The 22416-nt window shown below is 55.4% G+C and carries 20 protein-coding genes and 1 pseudogene; 9 read left to right on the top strand and 12 right to left on the bottom strand.

The genetic code is table 11. The features are described 5' to 3' along the window. Positions 1-208 precede the first annotated feature (208 nt). Entirely contained in the window at positions 209-535 is a 327-nt protein-coding gene (locus tag RT197_RS16975) for a YceK/YidQ family lipoprotein (RefSeq protein ID WP_312952322.1), read from the top strand. On the opposite strand, the gene RT197_RS16980 is transcribed toward RT197_RS16975, so the two are convergent. The 7 genes and pseudogenes from RT197_RS16980 to RT197_RS17010 form a co-directional block, all read right to left on the bottom strand. Beyond that, on the bottom strand, positions 536-1762 hold the full coding sequence (locus RT197_RS16980) for a DUF3748 domain-containing protein (RefSeq protein ID WP_312952323.1): 1227 nt from the start codon (positions 1760-1762) through the stop codon (positions 536-538). A gap of 50 nt (positions 1763-1812) precedes the next feature. Next, positions 1813-3149: pseudogene (locus RT197_RS16985) on the bottom strand (MFS transporter). Between the two features lie 80 nt (positions 3150-3229). After that, positions 3230-4378, bottom strand: coding sequence for a galactonate dehydratase (gene dgoD, locus RT197_RS16990; RefSeq protein ID WP_312952324.1), 1149 nt, complete (start codon positions 4376-4378; stop codon positions 3230-3232). Next, positions 4375-4992, bottom strand: a complete 618-nt coding sequence (locus RT197_RS16995) for a 2-dehydro-3-deoxy-6-phosphogalactonate aldolase (protein ID WP_312952325.1) — start codon at positions 4990-4992, stop codon at positions 4375-4377. Before RT197_RS16995 ends, dgoD begins: the two co-directional genes overlap by 4 nt. Continuing rightward, complete coding sequence (locus RT197_RS17000) at positions 4976-5854, bottom strand: 2-dehydro-3-deoxygalactonokinase (RefSeq protein WP_312952326.1); 879 nt, start codon at positions 5852-5854, stop codon at positions 4976-4978. Before RT197_RS17000 ends, RT197_RS16995 begins: the two co-directional genes overlap by 17 nt. Next, entirely contained in the window at positions 5851-6540 is a 690-nt protein-coding gene (gene dgoR, locus RT197_RS17005; RefSeq protein WP_312952327.1) for a D-galactonate utilization transcriptional regulator DgoR, read from the bottom strand. The genes RT197_RS17000 and dgoR overlap by 4 nt, the downstream gene beginning before the upstream one ends. A gap of 419 nt (positions 6541-6959) precedes the next feature. After that, positions 6960-7976: a nitrilase family protein gene (locus RT197_RS17010; protein WP_312952328.1), complete on the bottom strand. Its 1017-nt coding sequence runs from the start codon at positions 7974-7976 to the stop codon at positions 6960-6962. Between the two features lie 93 nt (positions 7977-8069). On the opposite strand from RT197_RS17010, the gene RT197_RS17015 reads away from it, so the two are divergent. After that, entirely contained in the window at positions 8070-8984 is a 915-nt protein-coding gene (locus tag RT197_RS17015) for a LysR family transcriptional regulator (protein ID WP_312952329.1), read from the top strand. Positions 8985-9039: 55 nt separating this feature from the next. Here the strand turns inward: RT197_RS17015 and yidA are convergent, their stop codons facing one another. The 5 genes from yidA to dnaA form a co-directional block, all read right to left on the bottom strand. Then, complete coding sequence (gene yidA, locus RT197_RS17020) at positions 9040-9852, bottom strand: sugar-phosphatase (RefSeq protein ID WP_312952330.1); 813 nt, start codon at positions 9850-9852, stop codon at positions 9040-9042. Positions 9853-10071: 219 nt separating this feature from the next. Continuing rightward, complete coding sequence (gyrB, locus tag RT197_RS17025) at positions 10072-12486, bottom strand: DNA topoisomerase (ATP-hydrolyzing) subunit B (protein WP_312952331.1); 2415 nt, start codon at positions 12484-12486, stop codon at positions 10072-10074. A gap of 28 nt (positions 12487-12514) precedes the next feature. Then, positions 12515-13588, bottom strand: coding sequence for a DNA replication/repair protein RecF (recF, locus tag RT197_RS17030; protein ID WP_312952332.1), 1074 nt, complete (start codon positions 13586-13588; stop codon positions 12515-12517). A 124-nt stretch (positions 13589-13712) separates the two neighbouring features. After that, the gene (gene dnaN, locus RT197_RS17035; protein WP_312952333.1) at positions 13713-14813 is read right to left on the bottom strand and encodes a DNA polymerase III subunit beta; all 1101 of its coding nucleotides are present in this window, start codon (positions 14811-14813) and stop codon (positions 13713-13715) included. A gap of 3 nt (positions 14814-14816) precedes the next feature. Then, positions 14817-16214, bottom strand: a complete 1398-nt coding sequence (gene dnaA / locus RT197_RS17040) for a chromosomal replication initiator protein DnaA (protein ID WP_312952334.1) — start codon at positions 16212-16214, stop codon at positions 14817-14819. Between the two features lie 592 nt (positions 16215-16806). On the opposite strand from dnaA, the gene rpmH reads away from it, so the two are divergent. The 7 genes from rpmH to RT197_RS17075 all read left to right on the top strand — a co-directional run bounded on the left by rpmH (position 16807) and on the right by RT197_RS17075 (position 22148). Continuing rightward, entirely contained in the window at positions 16807-16947 is a 141-nt protein-coding gene (rpmH, locus tag RT197_RS17045) for a 50S ribosomal protein L34 (RefSeq protein ID WP_003849659.1), read from the top strand. Between the two features lie 15 nt (positions 16948-16962). Further along, entirely contained in the window at positions 16963-17322 is a 360-nt protein-coding gene (rnpA, locus tag RT197_RS17050) for a ribonuclease P protein component (protein WP_312952335.1), read from the top strand. Next, entirely contained in the window at positions 17286-17543 is a 258-nt protein-coding gene (gene yidD, locus RT197_RS17055; protein WP_312952336.1) for a membrane protein insertion efficiency factor YidD, read from the top strand. Before rnpA ends, yidD begins: the two co-directional genes overlap by 37 nt. Positions 17544-17545: 2 nt before the next feature. Next, complete coding sequence (gene yidC, locus RT197_RS17060; protein WP_312952337.1) at positions 17546-19189, top strand: membrane protein insertase YidC; 1644 nt, start codon at positions 17546-17548, stop codon at positions 19187-19189. Between the two features lie 72 nt (positions 19190-19261). After that, positions 19262-20626 carry a tRNA uridine-5-carboxymethylaminomethyl(34) synthesis GTPase MnmE gene (mnmE, locus tag RT197_RS17065; RefSeq protein WP_312952338.1) on the top strand — a complete coding sequence of 455 codons (1365 nt, stop codon included), beginning with the start codon at positions 19262-19264 and terminating at the stop codon, positions 20624-20626. Positions 20627-20815: 189 nt separating this feature from the next. Then, entirely contained in the window at positions 20816-21556 is a 741-nt protein-coding gene (locus RT197_RS17070; protein WP_312952339.1) for a hypothetical protein, read from the top strand. Between the two features lie 22 nt (positions 21557-21578). Continuing rightward, positions 21579-22148, top strand: coding sequence for an NADPH-dependent FMN reductase (locus RT197_RS17075; RefSeq protein WP_312952340.1), 570 nt, complete (start codon positions 21579-21581; stop codon positions 22146-22148). Positions 22149-22416 lie beyond the last annotated feature (268 nt).

The raw sequence follows: 22416 nt of genomic DNA on the forward strand, positions 1-22416 counted from the left end.
CTGATAAATGGGTACGACGAAACTTCTTTCAAGAGCGGCGGTCTGAATTTTTGCACTTTTACACACAGCGCATACACTGGAATCATCGCACAAAAGGTCAAATTGCGATTACCGCCACAGAGCAACGTTTCCGGTCTGTTCATTTCTGACAGGGAAAGCTATAACCCGGATACACGGTTTTTCCAGTGCCACCAAGATGATTAAAAATATGATGAAAAAAGTAGTTTTTAAGCTGGCATTGCTCAGTGGGATAGTTTTTTTATGCAGTTGCTCCAGCGTGATGTCGCACACCGGCGGCAAAGAGGGGGTTTATCCTGGTACGCGCGCCAGCAGCAATATGCTTTCCAGCAACACCAACTGGGGAACGAAATCGCTGGTCTTGCTGGATCTGCCGTTCACGGCCATCGTCGATACCGTCCTGCTGCCGTGGGATATGTTCCGCACCGACAGCTCGGTAAAATCCCGCGTTGAAAAGAGCGAGAAAGATTCACAGGCCACCAATGACGTGATCCCGCCCGCGCAGATGCCACAGTAATCAGCGTCCGGTTTCCGTTACCCACAGCTGACGGAAGCCTTCAACCTCTTCCATCCAGGCGATGTACTGACCGTCAGGTGAAAAGACAATCGCATCAGCGGAAGGACAGTTCGCACGATCGGCAGTCAAAAAAGCCACTTCTCCGCGCTGCGCGTCGCAGCAGGCAATCCGTCCATCCAGCACAAATCCCAGCCACTTCCCTGACGGATGCCAGTTAAACGCCGACTGAATATCCGTGTGATTATGCGTGAGCTGCTGCGGTTCACCGCCCGCCGGTGAGATAAGCCAGAGCTGAATAACGCCCGCGTCATCGCGCATCAGAAACGCGATGGACGTGCCCTGAGGATTGGCCCGCACCCAGTGGCGGGGAAGCGTCGCCAGTCCTGGAAACGCGCGCTGATGGGTAAAGGTCAGGCGGCGCTGCACCACGCCCGCAGGCGGCGCAGGCAGGGTATTTTCCGTACCGGCAAGCGCATCGGCTCCACTCTGCTTCCATCCTGCTTCATGCTGCGGCAGATCGACAATAAACAGTTCCGGGACTTTTTCGCCTTTCAGCGACAGCGTATCGCCGATAAACGCCAGCGCCTGATTGCCCACCCAGCCTTCTTCATAAGCGCGGTTGATATCATCGCTGCCGGGGCGCGGCGCGGGCGTGGTACGGCTGACCAGCACGCACCAGTGGCTGCCGCCATATTCACGCGGATGATGGCCATGCGGCGTAACCGGACCAAAAGGGGCCGCCACTCCTACGTTGCGCAGATCCCGCCCCGGATCGCGCTCGTGCAGTACGTGGTCATTGTAGGTAAAACTGACAAACTGCCCGTTCGGGCTGAAGACGTGGACATGGGTGCCGCCGCGCAGCGCGCCGCAAGTGTAGGGCGCGGTGATATCCATCGCGTCGAGGTTTTTGGCGCGGCCCTTTTCCACCACCACGCCACGGCGATGATGAAAATCGTAATGCCACTGCGCATCCGGGTGTTCCGGTCCGTGGATAAACACGTACTTTTCTGCCACCGGGCTGACCGTCACCACGCCGACGTGTGCCCCCTCCGTGGCGCGATAAATCACCTCCACCGCCCCGGTCTGTACATTCACGCGCTCAATGGTTTCTCCGGTAAATGACGCGCCGGAAGGGCGCACGTCAAAAACCAGCCACTGGCCGTCCGGCGTCCAGGTATTGATGTTGGTTAACTGATGATGGCGGGGGGCGAAGGTGATTTGTTTCATAAAACTACCCTGATGCATGATATCGCATCAGGGTAGCGCAAGGCGGAACGTTAGCCTACTCGTTTAACGTCGCCAACCAGCAGGATGTAGGAGAGCGCACCGAGCAGTGCCACCACGGAAATATAGACCAGCGCCGGGCCAAAACCGTAGTCCTGCGCCAGGTAGCCGATCACCAATGGAACGGTGATGCCGCCTAAACCGCCGACGAAGTTAAACACGCCGCCGGTCAGACCAATCAGGCGCATCGGGGCCAGCGACGAAACCAGCGACCAGGTGATGGAGGCAAAGCCGTTGCCGAAGAAGGCTATCGCCATCAGCGACATGATCCAGATCGGGTCGTTGGTGTAGTTCGCGCCCATAATGCAGGTGGAAATCAGCAAGCCGCAGATGATCGGCGTTTTACGCGCCACGCCCAGAGAGTAGCCTTTGCGCACCAGCCGATCCGCCACCCAGCCCGACAGCAGTACGCCAAAGAACGCGGCGAGGAATGGCACGGTGGTCATAAAGCCTGCTTTCAGCGCGGTGATCCCTTTTTCCTGGGTGAGGTAGTTCGGGAACCACGTCAGGAAGAACCACAGCGTCGAGGTCACGGCGAACTGGCCCAGATATACGCCCACCAGCTTGCGGTGGAAAACCAGCTTCCAGTCCGCTTTGGTCAGTTTCTGGCGCTCTTCTTTTTTGATCGGCGCGTCGCCGTCAACCAGCCCGCCACCGTCGCGGATGTAGTCCAGCTCCGCTTTACCGATGCCTTTCGTCAGGCGCGGCGGCTGATAGACTTTAAACCAGATCAATGACCAGACGATGCCGATGCCGCCGGTCACGATAAACACCCAGTGCCAGCTCAGAAGCTCCTGGATCCAAATCAGCAGCGGCGTCAGGAATGCCAGGCCGACGAACTGCCCGGACGTGTAAAAGCCCACCGCCGACGCGCGCTCGTGTTCCGGGAACCAGCTTGTCACCATCCGGTTGTTGGTTGGGAAGGCGGGGGCTTCAAAAATACCGGTGATGGCGCGCAGGCCAATCAGCGACATTAGCCCGGTGGCAAATCCCTGAAACAGCGTGGCGACCGACCAGCCGAAAATGGCGATAAAATAGGTCAGACGGGAGCCGACGCGATCCAGGAACCAGCCGCCGGGGATCTGGCAGAGCGTATAAAGCCACGCAAAGGCAGAAAATACATAGCCCATTTGCGCTTTCGTAATACCAAACTCTTCCTGAATATGGGCAGATGCCACCGCCAGATTGGCGCGGTCAACATAACAAATGACCACGGTAATAAAGATCATCACCAGCGTTAAATAACGGCGACGGCCGGGTTTTGCAGTAGTTACAGAAATATCCATAACGATCTGTCTCCGAATTTTGGCATGGCGAGGCCACTCACCATGCCCTGTGGTTTACAGAGGGTGTAAATAATTAAAAATATATTGAGTGCGCTGGACGCGTTATTACCGCGTCATCGGGCAATTACCACTCGGCGACAGTACCGTCTGCGTGACGCCATAACGGGTTACGCCAGTCCTGCACGTTTTTGCTCAGCTCAATGACCTTCTCTTCGTCAATTTCAACGCCAAGACCCGGTTTCATCAGCGGTTTAAAGAAGCCGCCTTCCATGCTGAAATCTTCTTTATTTTTCACGAAGTCGAGCAGCTCCGCGCCTTTGTTGTAGTGAATGCCCATGCTTTGTTCCTGGAACACCGCATTGTGCGAGACAAAATCGACGTGCAAGCAGGCCGCCAGCGCAATCGGACCCAGCGGGCAGTGCGGAGCCAGCGCCACATCGTAAGCCTCTGCCATCCCGGCGATTTTATAGCACTCGGTGATACCGCCTGCGTGGGAAAGATCCGGCTGCAAAATTGCCACCCCGCCCGCTTCCAGCACCCGTTTAAATTCAAAGCGCGAGAACATGCGTTCGCCCGCGGCAATCGGAATATGCGTTTGTGCTGCCAGGCGTGGATAATACTCCGCCTGCTCGGCTAATACCGGCTCTTCAATAAATAGCGGTCGATATTGTTCCAGCTCTTTAATTAATACTTTTGCCATCGGTGCGCTGACGCGACCGTGGAAATCGAGACCAAACTCAATTTCATTACCGAAGGCTTCGCGAATTTGCGCCACGGTATTTACCGCCGCATCGACTTTGCGCGAATCATCAATAATGCCTAATTCTTCGCAGCCGTTTAATTTAAAGGTGTCAAAACCAATTTTGCGCAGGGTGCTGATCCCGGCGATGGCGTCTGCCGGACGGTCGCCGCCGACCCAGCTATAGGCTTTGATTTTGTCGCGCACCAGGCCGCCCATTAGCTGCCATACCGGCGCGTTGTGGACTTTGCCTTTGATATCCCATAGTGCCTGGTCGATACCGGCGATGGCGCTCATCAGGATCGGGCCGCCGCGATAGAAACCCGCGCGGTACATGACCTGCCATAAGTCGTTGATTCGCGCCGGGTCCTGACCAATCAGGAATTCGCCCAGCTCGTGGACTGCGGCTTCAACGGTACGCGCGCGGCCTTCGATTACCGGCTCGCCCCAGCCGACAACGCCTTCGTCGGTTTCGATTTTCAGGAACATCCAGCGCGGGGGTAAACGGTACGTGGTGAGTTTGGTAATTTTCATTGCACTGCCTCTCGATACGCTTTAACAAATGCGGCTGCCTGTTGCGCGGTGCGTTCGACGGGTTGCCCGGCGCGATAGAGATCGCTGCCCAGTCCGGCACCGACGCAACCAGCGTCAATCCACTGCTTCAGGTTTTCAGGCGTGACGCCGCCGACCGCAAACACCGGGATTTCCGGCGGCAGGACGGCTTTCAGCGCCTTGATATAGTCCGGGCCGAAAGCCGAGGACGGGAAAATTTTCAGCGACTGCGCCCCGGCATTGATGGCGTCGAAAGCTTCGGTCGCCGTGGCGCAGCCAGGGCAAACGGTCATGCCATGCTCTACCGCACGACGGATTAGCTCCGGCTGGATGTTAGGCGTGACCATTAATTTGCAGCCCATTTCGGCGAGCTGGTCCACCTGCGCCAGGGTCAGCACGGTGCCTGCTCCAATCAGCGCTTTATCGCCGAACGCGTTTACCATTGCCGGAATACTTTTTTCCCATTCCGGCGAGTTCAGTGGGATCTCCACCGCGTCGAATCCCGCCTCAATCACCGCCGCCACATGGGCGTGCGCTTCATCGGGTTTAATACCGCGAAGGATGGCGATAAGCGGAAGTTTATTTTGCCACTGCATGAGCGATGCTCCTTATTCCTGCCTGAAATGCTGCGTCGCCGCTAAGCGTCTGACTGCGACACCCGACGCACTCAAACGCCCGCTGATAGCGCGCGGTGAGTGACGGACTGGCGACAAGGGTGACGGCCTGCTGCGTCGGGATAAAGTCAGCCATGCTGGCGACTTCACTGCCAATCAGCAGGCCGGAAAGAAAGTCGCTCACCTGTTCACGCGCCAGCGCGCCGAGGACGTGCGAGGCGCGGACTTCAAACAGGCGAGGAAGAAGATGGGGGGATTGCAGACCGCGCGCCAGCCCGGCGTCAAACGCCTCCGGCGAGTCGGTCTGTTCCGGCAGCCCGGCACCCACCAGCGTATGCTTCAGCAGGACGTGGTGCAGTTCGCCGGTCATTACGGTGCGAAAATCGTCCACTACGCCGTCGCTAACCCGTACCCACTTGCAGTGGGTGCCGGGCATCACATAGACGGCGGAAGGCTGCATGGCATAGGCGCCGGTCAGTTGGGTTTCTTCACCGCGCATGACGTTGTGGTTGTCCTCCCGGTCAATGCACAACCCGGGAACGATCCAGACATTTTCTTTAACGCGGGTGAGCTGCGTGCCGATATCGTCAAAACGTGCCGGACAGGGAAGATAGGGGACATTCACCCAGCCTGCGTTGCTTCCTACCATTCCCGCCATCACAATCGGCGTATTTTCCTGCGCCCACCCTTCGGTAATTTGCGCCAGTACCGCATCGAAGGTTCGCCCGTTAAGACGGGTGATCCCGGCTTCCGATTGCCTGCTTTCCAGGCAGTTTTCGCCCTGGTAAAGCCAGGCGCGAAGATTGGTGGAGCCCCAGTCGATAGCGATATAGCGTGATGTCATGTGATTTCCTTTAACCTTCGGGTCGAGCTGGCAATCATCGTCTGTGCCGCCTGCTCTGCTGCATTGCCGTCCTGATGCCGGATCGCATCGAACAGCGCCTTATGTTCCTGGAGCGTTTTTGGCATATTCGCTTCATCGCCCATCCAGGTGCGTTCAAAAACGGCGCGCTGGAGCGAACTGATCGCCACGCTCAGCTGCTGCAATACCGGATTGTGTACCGCGTTCAGCACCGCTTCGTGATAGCGGATGTCCGCTTCGTTAAACGCGTCCCGATCCTGGTTATTGGCAATCATGTCGTTCAGCGCCGCCTCAATTTGCGCCAGTTCGCTGGAGGTCGCGCGCTCCGCGGCCCAGCGGGCAATGGCGGGTTCCACCAGCGTTCGCACTTCACTCATTGCGCTAATCAGGCGCGGGTCGTAATCGTTCTCCAGCACCCACTGCAACACCTCGGTATCAAGGTAGTTCCACTGGTTGCGCGGCGAGACAAACGCGCCACGATAGCGCTTCATTTCAATCAGCCGCTTCGCCATCAGGGAACGAAACACCTCGCGGATAATATTGCGCGAGGTTTCAAACTCTTCGCACAGATCTGCCTCGGAAGGCAGCGCTGCGCCGGGAACATATTTACCGCTCACAATCTGCCGTCCGAGGGTAACGATGATGCGGTCTGTTTTAGTAATGGTCATAGAAAGTCCTTAACGCGGTTTCGCTGCCATTACTTTATCCTCGTTGATGCAAAAATCCCCAGCATTGAAGTACAAATTTGTGTGGTCTTCGTCGTTCCGTGAGTGGATAGTAGTACAATCATTATTGGTCGTACTACAATTCAGATCACAAAAACGACAATTGGTAAAAAAAACGTTAAAAGATTTTGCGGGCTTTTGAGGGTCTGTCCGGCAAACGAAAAACGGTCTTTTTTAAGCAGGAGGGGTTAACAGCCAGCGTTGAGTGAGAGGCGCAAGTGAGTGATTGTTACGTGGTCGATGAATCGGTTACGTGCATAAATGACTTTCAAGGAGGATTGATCGCACCTCATTTTGCGCGTTACCCCTGGCGTTAAAACAACGCGCCTTCGAGCAAAGGCACGCTGTTTAATTCTCTGATTTTATTGATCAACCATTTTTTCTTTCTCTTCATTCCCGCCAGCGCTGAAGGAAGGGATATCCTCTGAGAACCTTGCCGTTCTGGCATCGCGCTCATAGCCCTGAGATTCGCTCAGAATAGTGTACAGTTCAGGCCGTCGTCCATGGATCCAGCGCCGCCCTGTCGACATGGCTAATAACTCCAGCTCCAGATCTGCAATGACTATCGCATCGTCAAAGGAGTCAGTTTCGTTAACAACTCTTCCATAGGGATCAAGAATCATGGCATTCCCTGTGCGGACCTCGCCATTATCAAGCCCTACACCATTGCTGAACAGGATGAAAAACCCATTATCATGGGCTCGTGCGGGCAGCCAGCGCATTATCCAGCCTCGTCCACTGTCTCCCTGACATGCAGATTTAAGCGCTTGCGGATCCTGGTGGCGATTTTCCCAAAGGCTGACAGGAATTGGCTTCATGCCAAAGGGGCTGCGTGAATGCGTCCCTCCGGTTTGATGAGGAGCAATCAGAATATCAGCGCCCATTAGCGCTGTAATGCGCGCATTTTCAACCAGATTGTTATCCCAACAAATGAGAATACCAACGCGCACGCCCCAGGGGGTATCGAAGACGGTGAAGTCATTGCCCCGGGCAATATCCGGGTGTTCGAAGGCATGTAATTTTCGGTGAATGTGACGTTCACCACCAGGCATACACACTGCATAAGCGTTATATAATTTTCCGTCAGCCCCTTTTTCAATAAACCCGGCCCCGATTGCCATGTGATATTTTTTCGCCAGGCCGGTTATGACATCCAGCGATGGGCTACAGTCGGCTCGCTCCGCCAAAGCATTGACCTGCTGACTACTGAGATCGGGCACATGCCAGTATCCGGTAATGCACATTTCCGGGAATGCTAAAATTTGTACGTTTTCCTGCCGGGCTTCGGCGATGAAATCTTCCATAACCGATAAGTTATACGCCTTGTCGCTGGCGCGATGGCAAAACTGAACCGAAGCTACGCGAATACTCTTTTCCATCTTCTTTATCCTCTGTAAAGGGAAGCCTTATTCCAACAGAGGGAAGTGAAGTATGTATAATCAGAATTTCTCCCTCTTTGATAACTGACTGGAATGGATATAAAGCTACTGCGTGCCTTTGTCACGCTCTCTCAATCAGCAGGGTATCGGTCTGCGGCGGAAAGCCTTTGTGTCACGCAGCCAGCCCTGACAAAGCAGATCCAGCTACTTGAACACCTCTTAGGGATCACGCTCTTTCAGCGCGGGCGTCATGGTGCACGATTGACCAGTGCCGGGGAGCAACTACTTCCTGAAGCGCGTAAGGCGTTGGAATACTATGAAAAATGCCTGAACAAGGCGGGTGATATTCGCAAGGGTAAAGCGGGAAAACTTGTCCTCGGATTTGGTATTTCTTCTTTTCGAATGGCCCCGGAAAAAGTCGCTGTTTTTCGTAGTGTGTTTCCTGACGTACAGGTTTTTCTTAACGATATGCCTTCGGGGGTGCAATGCCACGCGCTACTCGAAGGACATCTTCAGGCCGGGTTTGTGCGGCTACCTGTTTCTGAAAAGCTGCAAAGTCAGGTACTGGCAGAAGAGAAACTGGTTCTTGCGGTAGCTTCAGACCGCTTTGTCAGTTTAGAAAATGCCCTGAAACTGATTGAAAATAGCCAGCTTCTTCAACTTTCTCCCAACCGTGGAGAAGGGTTATCCACACAGACAGCCAGTTTCCTGACGTCGCATCATTTGTCCCCCACCAGGGTGGCTGCCGCCGATGACATTCAAACTCTGCTGGCGCTAGTTGCGGCGGGTGATGGTGTAGCGCTGTTACCCGAAAGTGTCCGGCATATCCTGCCATCAGGCGTGAATCTGATTGCGCTTGAAGGTGAATATACGACATGGCAAACCGGCATCGCATGGAATTCACGGATAAAAGATCCGCTGAGAGATCATTTTCTTGATATCGTGACCACCCCGTCGGCAGTTCTTAACGGGGGATGCCGGGAAAAATCTTCAGGGCCAGACTACTGACGCAGCTTCGGCGAATGATTATGCGCAGCCGCGTCAGTAACGTCCCGGTGCGGGGTTAATTCAGCACAAACTTCTCAATAGCATACGCCACGCCATCGTCGAGGTTGGATTTGGTCACGAAATCAGCGATCTCTTTCACCGAATCGATAGCGTTATCCATTGCCACGCCCATACCCGCAAATTCAATCATCGCGATGTCATTTTCCTGATCGCCAATCGCCATGATTTCTTCCGGCCTGATGTTCAGCGCTTCGGCCAGGGATTTCACGCCGGTGCCTTTGTTCACGCGCTTATCGAGGATTTCAAGGAAGTACGGCGCGCTTTTCAGCACGGTGTATTTTTCTTTTACTTCCGCAGGAATGCGGGTGATAGCCTTATCCAGAATGGCTGGCTCGTCGATCATCATCACCTTCAGAAACTGGGTTTCCGGGTCCATGTTCTCAGGTTCGCAGAACACCAGCGGAATGGTCGCCACAAAGGATTCATGAACGGTATAGCGGCTGATATCGCGGTTGGCGGTATACAGCGTATTGCGATCGAGCGCGTGAAAATGCGATCCAACCTCGCGAGCGACCTGCTCCAGATAGCGATAATCGTCATATTTCAGTGCGGTTTGCGCGACGGTGCTGCCATCGCTGCCCTTCTGCACCAGCGCGCCGTTATAGGTAATGCAGTAGTCGCCTTCCTGCTCCATGTGCAACTCTTTCAGATAATGATGCACGCCAGCATAAGGACGACCGGTGGTGATAACGACGCTCACGCCACGCTCGCGGGCGGCGGCGATCGCATTTTTAACAGCGGGAGAGATACTATGGTCCGGCAGCAGCAAAGTCCCGTCCATGTCGATTGCAATAAGTTTGATAGCCATGATTTCCCCGATAAGATGAGCCGTTGCTCATGCTAACGCGATTCCGCTCAAAAGACAGTAAAAGAGTCGGGCGAAAAGGAGGATGGGAACGAGGCGCGGATTCCTCTTTTGTCGATGTCATAGCGTGTCGGCGCGCCGCTTTGTCATCCCGGTACGGGCACAGCACAAATAAAAAACGCCTGAAAATTCAGGCGTTTTTGTTGGCTTCAGTACCCGCGATTAAATATCGATGTTCGCCGCTTTCAGGGCGTTTTCTTCGATAAATGCGCGACGCGGTTCAACGGCGTCGCCCATCAGGGTAGTGAAGAGCTGGTCGGCAGCAATCGCATCTTTCACGGTAACGCGCAGCATACGGCGGCTTTCCGGGTCCATGGTGGTTTCCCACAGCTGCTCCGGGTTCATCTCGCCCAGACCTTTATAACGCTGAATCGCAAGGCCGCGACGGGATTCTTTCACCAGCCATTCCAGGGCCTGCTCGAAGCTGGCAACCGGCTGACGACGTTCGCCACGTTCGATGAAGGCGTCGTCTTCGATCAGGCCGCGCAGCTTCTCACCCAGCGTGCAGAGACGGCGATATTCCGCGCCCAGTACGAACTCGTGATCCAGCGGGTAATCCGTGTCCACGCCGTGGGTACGCACGCGAATAATCGGCTCGAATTGCTGAAGCTCGGTATTTTCACGGATGTCGTATTTCCACACGCTGCCGTGCTGTTCGTTATCGTTCAGCACGGTGATCAGCTGCGATACCCAGCGGGTAACGGTCTGCTCGTTCGCCAGATCGCCTTCGCTTAACGTCGGCTGATACACCAGCTCTTTCAGCAGCGATTTCGGGAAACGACGCTCCATGCGGCCAATCATTTTCTGCGTGGCGTTGTACTCAGACACCAGACGTTCCAGCGGCTCGCCTGCCAGCGCAGGTGCCTGGGCGTTTGCGTGCAGGGATGCGCCGTCCAGGGCGATGGAGATTTGATACTGATCCATCGCTTCGTCGTCTTTAATGTACTGTTCCTGCTTGCCTTTCTTCACTTTATACAACGGCGGCTGGGCGATGTAGACGTGCCCACGCTCGACGATTTCCGGCATTTGACGGTAGAAAAAGGTCAGCAGCAGCGTACGGATGTGCGAGCCATCGACGTCCGCATCGGTCATGATAATGATGCTGTGATAGCGCAGCTTGTCCGGGTTGTACTCGTCACGGCCAATACCGCAACCCAGCGCGGTAATAAGCGTCGCCACTTCCTGCGAAGAGAGCATTTTGTCGAAGCGCGCTTTCTCGACGTTAAGGATTTTACCTTTCAGCGGCAGGATCGCCTGGTTCTTACGGTTACGCCCCTGTTTTGCCGAGCCGCCCGCCGAGTCCCCTTCCACCAGGTACAGTTCAGAGTGGGCCGGATCGCGCTCCTGACAGTCCGCCAGCTTGCCCGGCAGACCGGCTAAGTCCAGCGCGCCTTTACGACGGGTCATTTCACGGGCTTTACGCGCCGCTTCGCGCGCGCGCGCGGCGTCGATAATTTTGCCAACCACGATTTTCGCGTCGGACGGGTTTTCCAGCAGGTATTCCGCCAGCAGTTCGTTCATCTGCTGTTCCACCGCTGATTTCACCTCGGAAGAAACCAGTTTATCTTTGGTCTGCGAGGAGAATTTCGGGTCCGGCACTTTGACCGAAACAACGGCAATCAGACCTTCACGGGCATCGTCGCCGGTGGCGCTGACTTTCGCTTTTTTGCTGTAGCCTTCTTTGTCCATGTAGGCGTTCAGGGTACGGGTCATCGCCGCACGGAAGCCTGCAAGGTGAGTCCCGCCGTCGCGCTGCGGAATGTTGTTGGTAAAGCAGTAGATGTTTTCCTGGAAGCCGTCGTTCCACTGAAGCGCAACTTCCACGCCGATGCCGTCTTTTTCGGTGGAGAAATAGAACACGGTCGGGTGGATCGGCGTTTTGTTCTTGTTGAGATACTCAACAAACGCCTTGATGCCGCCTTCGTAATGGAAATGGTCTTCTTTGCCGTCGCGCTTATCTTTCAGACGGATAGAAACGCCGGAGTTGAGGAATGACAGCTCGCGCAGACGCTTGGCCAGGATATCGTATTCAAATTCGACCACGTTGGTAAACGTTTCGTGGCTCGGCCAGAAACGCACCTGCGTACCGGTTGCGTCGGTATCGCCGGTCACCGCCAGCGGTGCCTGAGGCACGCCGTGCACATAAGTTTGCTGATGCACTTTGCCTTCACGGCGGATCAGCAGTTCCAGCTTCTGCGACAGGGCGTTCACCACGGAGACGCCTACGCCGTGCAGGCCGCCGGACACTTTATAAGAGTTATCATCGAATTTACCGCCCGCGTGCAGAACGGTCATGATCACTTCCGCCGCCGAAACACCCTCTTCCGGGTGAATACCGGTCGGAATGCCACGGCCATCATCCGTAACGGAAACGGAGTTATCGGCGTGGATCGTCACAACGATATCTTTACAGTGACCCGCGAGCGCTTCGTCGATAGCGTTATCTACTACCTCGAATACCATGTGGTGCAGACCGGTGCCGTCATCCGTATCGCCGATATACATACCCGGGCGCTTACGTACCGCATCCAGCCCTTTCAGGACTTTGATACTGGAGGAGTCATAAGAATTCGACATCAACGTTTCTCGCTCATTTTATCTTGGGTTAATCCGCTATTTTACCCTTTTCCACGGTGAACATCTTCGAATTTTTGTCCGACATGTCCAGAACGTGTTCAGCGCTAATGGCGCTGACAAAGACCTGCGACTGCGTGGCTTTTAAGCGGCTGGCAAGCAGTCCGCGCCGCGCGTCGTCAAGCTCTGAGGCAAAATCATCTATCAGGTATAAACAGCGCCGTCCGCTTTCGCGGGTGAGGAACTCTCCCTGCGCCAGACGCAGCGCGCACATCAGGAGTTTTAGCTGCCCGCGCGACAACGTGTCTTCCACCGGCGCGCCGTCGGCGCGAATGCGAAAATCCGCCTTGTGCGGGCCGTGCGCGGTGTAGGTCAGCATTCTGTCGCGCTCGAAGCTCCGCTCCAGCACGTCGGCGTAATCGCTCTCTTTTTCCCAGCCGCGCTGGAAAGAGAACGTGAGGGCGAACTCTGGTAAAAACTGTTTGCAGGTATCTGCCATATCTTCAGCAATGGCCGCGCTGTATTCGGCACGCCAGCGGCTGATTTGTTCCGCCAGCGGGATCAGTTCTTTATCCCACGGGCGCAGTTGCGCGTAGTGGCTCACCTGGCGCAGCGCCGCATTGCGCTGTTTCAGCAGCCGTTTAAGGTTGCTCCAGGCGGTAAAAAAACCGGCTTCGTTGTGAAAGCATCCCCAGTCGAGGAACGCTCTGCGGTATTTGGGGCCGCCGTTAAGTAACGTAAAGCCTTCCGGCGTAATTAACTGCATCGGCATCAGGTGCGCCAGCTCCGCGACTTTATGTCCGTCGGTGCCGTCAATGCGTACTTTGCTGTCGCCCTGTTTGTCTTTGGTGAGACCGACCGAAATTTCCCGCTCTTCGCCCTGTAAACGCCCGTGCAGGACAAACGCCTCCTGCTCGTGGCGGATCACCCGGCCGATTTGCAGGCTGCGAAACGCCCGACCGTGACCCAGCGTGTAGATAGCTTCCAGTACGCTGGTTTTGCCGCTGCCATTTGCGCCAACCAGGAAGTTAAAGCCGGGAGATAAAGCGAGATCCGCATTTTCGATATTGCGGAAATCTTTGATAAGCAATCGGGATAGCGACATGATCAACTCATAACCAGGGCGTTATCGTCGCAGTTAGTCTGGTGACGGACAGCGTAGCAACCGCAGCGCCGAAACAGCGCGCTGCCCGCAGCCAGAATAACAAATAAGATAGCCCGATACCTGTCTATAGTCTCATCGGCATCACAACGTAAGCCGCGGATTGTGAAGCAGCATCTTCAATCTGCACGCTGGAAACCGAGTCGGTCAGCATGATGCGCACGTTCTCGCACTTCAGCGCGTTGAGCACATCCAGCACGTAGCTGACGTTAAAACCAATTTCCATTTCCGTTCCGGCGTAAGTGACGTCGAGGATCTCTTCGGCTTCTTCCTGCTCCGGGTTATTGGCGGTGATTTTGATCTGGTTTTCGTGAACAAACAGGCGCACGCCACGGAATTTCTCATTCGAGAGGATCGCCGCACGGGCAAAGGCCTGCTTAAGGATATCGCAGCCCGCTTCCAGATGTTTGTCCGGGTTCTTTGGCAGAACGCGACGGTAATCCGGGAAGCGACCGTCCACCAGCTTGGAGGTGAAGATGAAATCGCCTACGTGCGCACGAATGTTATTACTGCCAATCTGCACGCGCAGCGGCGTTTCGCCCCCGTCGAGCATTCGCATCAGTTCAATTACGCCTTTACGCGGCACGATCACCGAATGGTTCGGCAGCGATTCGCCAAGCGGCATTGAGCACACCGCCAGGCGGTGCCCGTCGGTCGCCACGGTGCGCAGCTCTTCGCCTTCGGTTTCAAATAACATGCCGTTCAGGTAATAGCGCACGTCCTGATGGGCCATAGAAAACTGGGTGGCTTCAATCAGGCGCTTCATTGTTGCCTGCGGCAGGGTAAATTCTACCTCGCTCTGCCAGTCGTCCAGATTCGGGAAGTCGGCGGCAGGCAGCGTGGAGAGAGAGAAACGGCTGCGCCCGGAGCGTACCAGCATCCGGTCGCCCTCCAGCTTCACGTCGATCTCCGCGCCTTCCGGCAGCCCACGGCAAATATCAAAGAATTTACGCGCCGGTACGGTCGTTGCGCCCGCCTCGTGCGGCTGGCTCAGCGCGACACGCGCGACCATTTCCATTTCGAGGTCGGTGCCGGTCAGCGAAAGCGTGCCGTCCGCTACCTGCATCAGAAGATTACCCAGAATCGGCAGCGTCGGGCGGCCCCCTAAGGGACCACTCACCTGTTGCAGCGGTTTTAATAAGTGTTCACGTTCAACGGTAAATTTCATAGGTCACGACGATAATGTTCGGATTAAATTAGAGAAATCTTCTTTAATATCATGGCTTTCTTCACGCAACTGCTCAATCTTACGGCAGGCATGAAGGACGGTAGTATGGTCACGACCACCAAAAGCATCGCCAATTTCCGGCAGGCTGTGGTTGGTCAGCTCCTTTGCCAGCGCCATCGCCATCTGGCGCGGACGAGCTACCGAACGGGAGCGGCGTTTAGAAAGCAGATCCGCCACTTTGATTTTATAATACTCCGCCACCGTTTTCTGAATGTTGTCGATGGTGACCAGTTTTTCCTGCAACGCCAGCAGATCGCGCAGCGCTTCGCGCACGAAATCAATGGTAATCGCCCGACCGGTAAAGTTGGCGTTAGCGATCACGCGGTTCAGCGCCCCTTCCAGCTCACGCACATTCGAACGCAGGCGCTTGGCAATAAAGAAGGCCACTTCACCCGGCAGACGGATATCGTTCTCGTCCGCTTTTTTCATCAGGATCGCTACGCGGGTTTCCAGCTCCGGCGGCTCGATCGCCACCGTCAGCCCCCAGCCGAAGCGGGATTTCAGACGATCTTCCACACCGTTGATCTCTTTCGGATAGCGATCCGAAGTGAGAATGATCTGCTGATTGCCTTCGAGCAGCGCATTAAAGGTGTGGAAAAACTCTTCCTGGGATCGTTCTTTGTTTGCAAAGAACTGGATGTCATCGATAAGCAGGGCATCGACGGAACGGTAGTAGCGTTTAAACTCTTCGATCGCGTTGTTTTGCAGGGCTTTTACCATGTCCTGAACAAAGCGCTCGGAGTGCATATAGACTACTTTGGCGTTCGGCTTGCGGGCAACGATACCGTTTCCCACCGCGTGCAGCAGGTGCGTTTTACCCAGACCCGTACCGCCATAGAGGAACAGCGGGTTATACGCACCGCCGGGGTTATCTGCCACCTGACGGGCCGCAGCACGCGCCAGCTGGTTAGATTTACCTTCGACGAAGTTGTCAAAGGTATGTTTAACGTTGACGTTGGAACGATAGGTCGGTTCCGCGGGGGCGGGAACGTTATCCCAGCCGTGACGCGATGCCGGGATCGGGCGCGGAACATGCACCTGCGCCGCCTGCGCGGGTGCGGCTACGCTAACCGGTTCTCTTGGCGTTTGTGAAGCAGGTTTCGTCCCGACTTCAAAACGCATCTGCGGCGCGTCAGTGCCACAAAACTCATTGAGCAGTCCATTGATATTATTGAGGTATTTGTCCCTTACCCAATCGAGCACAAAACGATTTGGCGCATACAAAGCCAGCGTGTTATCGCTCAGTTCCGCCTGCAACGGGCGTATCCACATACTGAATTCTGTGGCTGGTAACTCATCCTGCAATCGGGCAAGACATTGCTGCCAAAGCGAAAGTGACACGGCGGACTCCACTCGAACAAAAGTCGATAAATGACAAAGACTGAAACATTCATGATTGTTGACGCACGGCGAAAAGACCCACGTAAGGGTGACGTGCGAACCGCTATTTGCGATATATACCCGATCTGGATCCAGGGAAACGATCGGGAGGCGGATCATAGCGTAAACTGCGCCAGAGATCTTCTGTTTCTCACAGATTCTTCCCGATTTATCCACAGGGAGGATCGCAACCGGCTAAGTGTAAACGATCCTGGCAGGACGCGGCACGTTCCAGGCCGCATATTGGAAAAATTAATGAGCTACGACAAAAATCTGCTTAAACGATCTCATGAAGATCCGGCAGGATCCTTGCGCTTTGCCAGTGAGGTCGTATAATCCTCCACCCGGCGCGTTGCGCATGTTTGTAGGGGGCAATTTGCTCATAAAAACGTGCGAAAATACGCGGGATATAAGGAAAGAGAATTGACTCTGGAGTGTACAATTATTACAATCCGGCCTCTTTAATCACCCACACTGTGGCGTAAGTCGTTCGAAATTCGTTCGGGTATACGCAAAAGTCAGTGAATTTATTCAAGTTTAGGTAGAAATCGCCATGAAACGCACTTTTCAACCGTCTGTACTGAAGCGCAACCGTTCTCACGGCTTCCGTGCTCGTATGGCTACTAAAAATGGTCGTCAGGTTCTGGCACGTCGTCGTGCTAAAGGCCGCTCTCGTCTGACCGTTTCCAAGTAATAAAGCTAACCCTGAGTGGTTAAGCTCGCATTTCCCAGGGAGTTACGTTTGTTAACTCCCACTCATTTCACATTCGTCTTCCAGCAGCCGCAACGGGCTGGCACGCCGCAAATCACCATCCTCGGCCGCCTGAATTCGCTGGGGCATCCCCGCATCGGTCTTACCGTCGCCAAGAAAAACGTAAAGCGTGCGCATGAACGCAACCGGATTAAACGTCTGACGCGTGAAAGCTTTCGTTTACGTCAACATGAACTCCCGGCAATGGATTTCGTGGTGGTGGCGAAAAAAGGGGTTGCCGACCTCGATAACCGGGCGCTAACGGAAGCGTTGGAAAAGTTATGGCGTCGCCACTGTCGGCTGGCTCGCGAGTCCTGATAGGCCTTATCCGGGTCTATCAACGCCTGATCAGTCCGCTGCTTGGGCCGCACTGCCGTTTCACCCCGACCTGCTCTCAATACGGAATTGAGGCATTGCGCAGGTTTGGAATGATAAAAGGCAGTTGGTTGACGGTGAAACGCGTATTAAAATGCCACCCTTTACACCCTGGTGGAGACGACCCCGTCCCGCCCGGACCCTTTGATACCAGAGAACACTAACGATGGATTCGCAACGCAATCTTCTAGTCATCGCTTTGTTGTTCGTGTCTTTCATGATCTGGCAGGCCTGGGAGCAGGATAAAAATCCTCAGCCCCAGCAGCAGATCACGCAGACTACGACCACCGCAGCGGGTAGTGCCGCAGACCAGGGCGTACCAGCCAGTGGCCAGGGTAAACTGGTTACAGTGAAAACCGACGTGCTGGAGCTGACGATCAACACGCGTGGTGGTGACGTTGAGCAGGCACACCTGCTGACCTACCCGAAAGAGCTGGGTTCTAAAGAGCCGTTCCAGTTACTGGAAACCACGCCAGAGTTTATCTACCAGGCGCAGAGCGGCCTGACCGGTCGTGACGGCCCGGATAACCCGGCTAACGGTTCTCGTCCCCTGTATAACGTTGATAAAGATGCGTTTGTGCTGGCTGACGGTCAGAAAGAACTGACCATCCCGCTGACCTGGACCGACGCCGCAGGCAACACCTTCACCAAAACCTTCATCCTGAAGCGCGGTGAATTCGCGGTAAACGTCAACTACAACGTGCAGAACGCCGGTGCTAAACCGCTGGAGCTTTCCACCTTTGGTCAGTTGAAGCAGTCCATCAATTTACCTTCCCATCGTGACACCGGTAGCAGCAACTTTGCGCTGCATACTTTCCGTGGTGCGGCGTACTCCACGCCGGATGAGAAGTATGAAAAATACAAGTTCGACACCATTGCCGATAACGAAAACCTGAACGTCAGCGCTAACGGCGGTTGGGTAGCAATGCTGCAACAGTATTTTGCGACCGCGTGGGTTCCGCCTGCCAACAGCACCAACAACTTCTACACCGCGAATCTGGGTAACGGCGTTGCTGCCATCGGCTATAAGTCTCAGCCGCTGCTGGTTCAACCAGGCCAGGCCGCTCAACTTGCCAGCACCCTGTGGGTCGGCCCGGAAATTCAGGACAAAATGGCTGCCGTTGCGCCGCACCTGGATTTAACCGTGGATTACGGCTGGCTGTGGTTCATCTCCCAGCCGCTGTTCAAACTGCTGAAATGGATCCACAGCTTCCTGGGTAACTGGGGCTTCTCCATCATTGTCATCACCTTTATCGTGCGTGGCATCATGTACCCGCTGACTAAAGCGCAGTACACCTCGATGGCGAAGATGCGTATGTTGCAGCCGAAGATTGCGGCGATGCGTGAGCGTCTGGGTGACGACAAGCAACGTCAGAGCCAGGAAATGATGGCGCTGTACAAAGCAGAGAAGGTTAACCCGCTGGGCGGCTGCTTCCCGCTGATCATCCAGATGCCAATCTTCCTTGCGCTGTATTACATGCTGATGGGCTCCATTGAACTGCGCCACGCGCCGTTCGCTCTGTGGATCCATGACCTGTCCGCACAGGACCCGTACTACATCCTGCCGATCCTGATGGGCCTGACGATGTTCTTCATCCAGAAGATGTCGCCGACCACCGTGACTGATCCGATGCAGCAGAAGATCATGACCTTTATGCCGGTCATCTTCACCGTGTTCTTCCTGTGGTTCCCGTCAGGTCTGGTGCTGTACTATATCGTGAGTAACACCGTAACGATTATTCAGCAGCAGCTGATTTACCGTGGTCTGGAAAAACGTGGCCTGCACAGCCGCGAGAAGAAAAAACTCTGATCCGGTAAGTTAACGCTACAATAAGGGCGGTCGATTGACCGCCTTTTTTATTGGTATTCAACGAGACATATCATGAACCATAACGACACTATCGTTGCCCAGGCCACGCCTCCGGGACGCGGCGGCGTAGGCATTCTGCGGATTTCCGGGCTGAAAGCTCGCGACGTTGCCGAGGCTGTGCTTGGCAAGCTGCCGAAGCCGCGCTATGCCGACTATCTGCCGTTTAAGGATGCCAACGGCGCGGCGCTGGATCAGGGTATTGCGCTGTGGTTCCCCGGCCCGAATTCCTTTACCGGTGAAGATGTGCTGGAGCTTCAGGGTCACGGCGGCCCGGTGATCCTCGACCTGCTGTTAAAACGCATTCTGACCCTCCCCGGCCTGCGCATTGCGAAGCCCGGCGAATTCTCCGAGCGCGCATTTCTCAACGACAAGCTCGATTTAGCCCAGGCGGAAGCCATTGCCGACCTGATCGACGCCAGTTCAGAACAGGCCGCACGTTCGGCGCTGAACTCGCTGCAGGGCGCATTTTCCGCGCGCGTCAATCATCTGGTGGAAGCGCTCACTCACCTGCGGATCTATGTAGAAGCGGCGATTGACTTCCCGGATGAGGAAATCGACTTCCTCTCTGACGGCAAAATTGAAGGCCAGCTTAATAATGTTATCGCCGATCTCGACGCGGTGCGCGCCGAAGCGCGTCAGGGCAGCCTGCTGCGCGAAGGCATGAAAGTGGTGATTGCCGGGCGTCCGAACGCGGGTAAATCCAGCCTGCTGAACGCGCTGGCGGGGCGTGAAGCAGCGATTGTCACCGACATCGCTGGCACCACCCGCGACGTGCTGCGCGAGCATATCCACATCGACGGAATGCCGCTGCACATCATCGACACTGCCGGGCTGCGTGAAGCCAGCGATGAAGTCGAGCGTATCGGCATTGAGCGCGCATGGCGGGAAATTGAACAGGCGGACCGCGTACTGTTTATGGTGGACGGCACCACTACGGATGCCATCGACCCGGCGGAGATCTGGCCGGACTTTATCGCCCGTCTGCCGGTTAAACTCCCCATTACCGTGGTGCGTAACAAAGCGGATATCACCGGCGAGACGCTGGGCTTCAGTGAAGTGAACAGTCACTCACTTGTGCGCCTCTCCGCGCGCACCGGTGAAGGCGTGGATGTCCTGCGCGACCATCTCAAGCAAAGCATGGGTTTTGACACCAACATGGAAGGTGGCTTCCTCGCCCGCCGCCGTCATTTACAGGCGCTGGAACAGGCCGCCAATCACCTCCAGCAGGGCAAAGCGCAGCTTCTCGGTGCCTGGGCGGGCGAACTGCTGGCAGAAGAGCTACGGCTGGCGCAGCAGGCTCTGAGTGAAATCACCGGGGAATTTACCTCGGACGACCTGCTGGGACGAATTTTCTCCAGCTTTTGTATCGGGAAATAAATTCATGCCCGCATAAGATTAAAATTGATGCGGGCACGGTTTTCTCTTAAAAACATCGTCCATATCAAATGAATTGTAAAAATGAGGTTCAGGATCTTCTCATTTGCTTCATTTGCGTTTAAAAACGAAAGCGGTTAACCGACAACACCTTTTTCTTCTTTACCACAGCCCATTATCACGGAGCGAAAAATGGCAACGCATTTTGCAAGAGGCACCCTTAGCGACGGCTATCTCCTGTCTAACCGCCTTTCTGCGGCCTGCCATCATCAGGCTCGCCAACTCCCGGAACATCGCCGGACGCGTTTTCTGACCTCCAGAGCGCTGCTCGCTGAACTGATGTTTATGCTTTATGGCATTAGCGAACTGCCGGAGATCGTCGTCCAGCCAGGCGGAAAACCCGTATTCCTGGATAACATGCTGCCGCGTTTTTCCATCGCCTATACCGGCAATATTGTCGGCGTGGCGTTAACTACCGAAGGCGATTGCGGGCTGGCGCTGGCGCTACAACGCCCCGCCGCGCAGGGCAATGAACGCTACAGTTTTACCAGCAATGAAACGCTGTGGATTAACAATCAAAACGATCCCAATGAGGCATGCGCGCAGCTCCTTGCGCTGCGTCAGAGCGTGCTGAAGCTGACGGGCGAGGCGGAAAGCCATTCACTGACCCTGCTGCCCGGCTCCGGGCGTCTGCGGGCAGCCAGCGTGCCGCAGATTGAAGCCGTCTGCGATGCCGAAGCGGTGCTGGTGTGGTCGGTGGCGGTCACGCCCGCCATTGAGCGGCTAAAAGTCTGGGAATATACCGGGAAAGGAAGCTGGTGCTGCCTGCCCGATCCCCAGGTTCGCGCCAGAGAACCCGCAGGGCGTTTGATGCACTTTACCAGTCTCACCGCTGAAAAAGCGTTTACACTCAACGAATCCGATCAAAACTAATCTCCACACAAGAGGAGTCATTATGTCTGATACGTTGCACGTGGTTACGCTGTTGGGAAGTCTGCGCAAAGGGTCTTTTAACGGAATGGTCGCCCGCACCCTGCCTAAAGTGGCTCCGGCCGGGATGCAGGTCTCGGCGCTGCCGTCGATTGGTGATATCCCTCTGTATGACGCCGATATCCAGCAGGAAGAGGGTTTTCCGACAAGCGTCGAAGCGCTGGCGGAGCAAATCCGCCAGGCGGACGGCGTGGTGATCGTAACCCCCGAATATAATTATTCAGTGCCAGGCGGCCTGAAAAACGCTATCGACTGGCTGTCGCGCCTGCCGGAACAGCCGCTGGCGGGCAAGCCAGTGCTTATTCAGACCAGCTCAATGGGCGCAATCGGCGGCGCGCGCTGCCAGTATCACCTGCGCCAGATCCTGGTGTTCCTGGATGCGATGGTGATGAATAAGCCGGAATTTATGGGCGGGGTGATTCAGAATAAAGTCGATCCGCAGCTGGGCGAGGTGATTGACCAGAGCACGCTGGATCATCTGACCGGTCAGCTAACGGCGTTTGGCGAGTACATTCAGCGGGTAAGTGATAAGTAACGGCTTAAGCGGGTGCGCTGGCTGGGAATGTCCACCCTCTCGAGGGAGCAAATACCCGTAAGCCCCTCACCCCAGCCCTCTCCCACAGGGAGAGGGAGAAAACCGGTGACAGACTTAACGACGACACCGGACAGTTCCCTCTCCCTTGAGGGAGAGGGTCAGGGAGAGGGGGAAAGTAAGCGCTACGGAATCGCCCTAACCCCAGCCCTCACCCACAGGGAGAGGGAGAAAACCGGTGACAAACTCAACGACGACGCCAGACTGTTCC

Origin of the sequence: Superficieibacter sp., from assembly GCF_032071645.1 — a bacterium.
Taxonomy (GTDB): domain Bacteria; phylum Pseudomonadota; class Gammaproteobacteria; order Enterobacterales; family Enterobacteriaceae; genus Superficieibacter.

Coding starts and splice junctions, on each gene's coding strand:
- mnmE (WP_312952338.1), top strand. CDS start 19,262: ATGAACCATAACGACACTATCGTTGCCCAGGCCACGCCTCCGGGACGC.
- yidD (WP_312952336.1), top strand. CDS start 17,286: ATGGCGTCGCCACTGTCGGCTGGCTCGCGAGTCCTGATAGGCCTTATC.
- RT197_RS17015 (WP_312952329.1), top strand. CDS start 8,070: ATGGATATAAAGCTACTGCGTGCCTTTGTCACGCTCTCTCAATCAGCA.
- dnaN (WP_312952333.1), bottom strand. CDS start 14,813: ATGAAATTTACCGTTGAACGTGAACACTTATTAAAACCGCTGCAACAG.
- rpmH (WP_003849659.1), top strand. CDS start 16,807: ATGAAACGCACTTTTCAACCGTCTGTACTGAAGCGCAACCGTTCTCAC.
- gyrB (WP_312952331.1), bottom strand. CDS start 12,486: ATGTCGAATTCTTATGACTCCTCCAGTATCAAAGTCCTGAAAGGGCTG.
- RT197_RS17010 (WP_312952328.1), bottom strand. CDS start 7,976: ATGGAAAAGAGTATTCGCGTAGCTTCGGTTCAGTTTTGCCATCGCGCC.
- RT197_RS16980 (WP_312952323.1), bottom strand. CDS start 1,762: ATGAAACAAATCACCTTCGCCCCCCGCCATCATCAGTTAACCAACATC.
- yidA (WP_312952330.1), bottom strand. CDS start 9,852: ATGGCTATCAAACTTATTGCAATCGACATGGACGGGACTTTGCTGCTG.
- yidC (WP_312952337.1), top strand. CDS start 17,546: ATGGATTCGCAACGCAATCTTCTAGTCATCGCTTTGTTGTTCGTGTCT.
- dgoD (WP_312952324.1), bottom strand. CDS start 4,378: ATGAAAATTACCAAACTCACCACGTACCGTTTACCCCCGCGCTGGATG.
- RT197_RS17070 (WP_312952339.1), top strand. CDS start 20,816: ATGGCAACGCATTTTGCAAGAGGCACCCTTAGCGACGGCTATCTCCTG.
- RT197_RS17075 (WP_312952340.1), top strand. CDS start 21,579: ATGTCTGATACGTTGCACGTGGTTACGCTGTTGGGAAGTCTGCGCAAA.
- RT197_RS17000 (WP_312952326.1), bottom strand. CDS start 5,854: ATGACATCACGCTATATCGCTATCGACTGGGGCTCCACCAATCTTCGC.
- RT197_RS16995 (WP_312952325.1), bottom strand. CDS start 4,992: ATGCAGTGGCAAAATAAACTTCCGCTTATCGCCATCCTTCGCGGTATT.
- RT197_RS16975 (WP_312952322.1), top strand. CDS start 209: ATGATGAAAAAAGTAGTTTTTAAGCTGGCATTGCTCAGTGGGATAGTT.
- recF (WP_312952332.1), bottom strand. CDS start 13,588: ATGTCGCTATCCCGATTGCTTATCAAAGATTTCCGCAATATCGAAAAT.
- dgoR (WP_312952327.1), bottom strand. CDS start 6,540: ATGACCATTACTAAAACAGACCGCATCATCGTTACCCTCGGACGGCAG.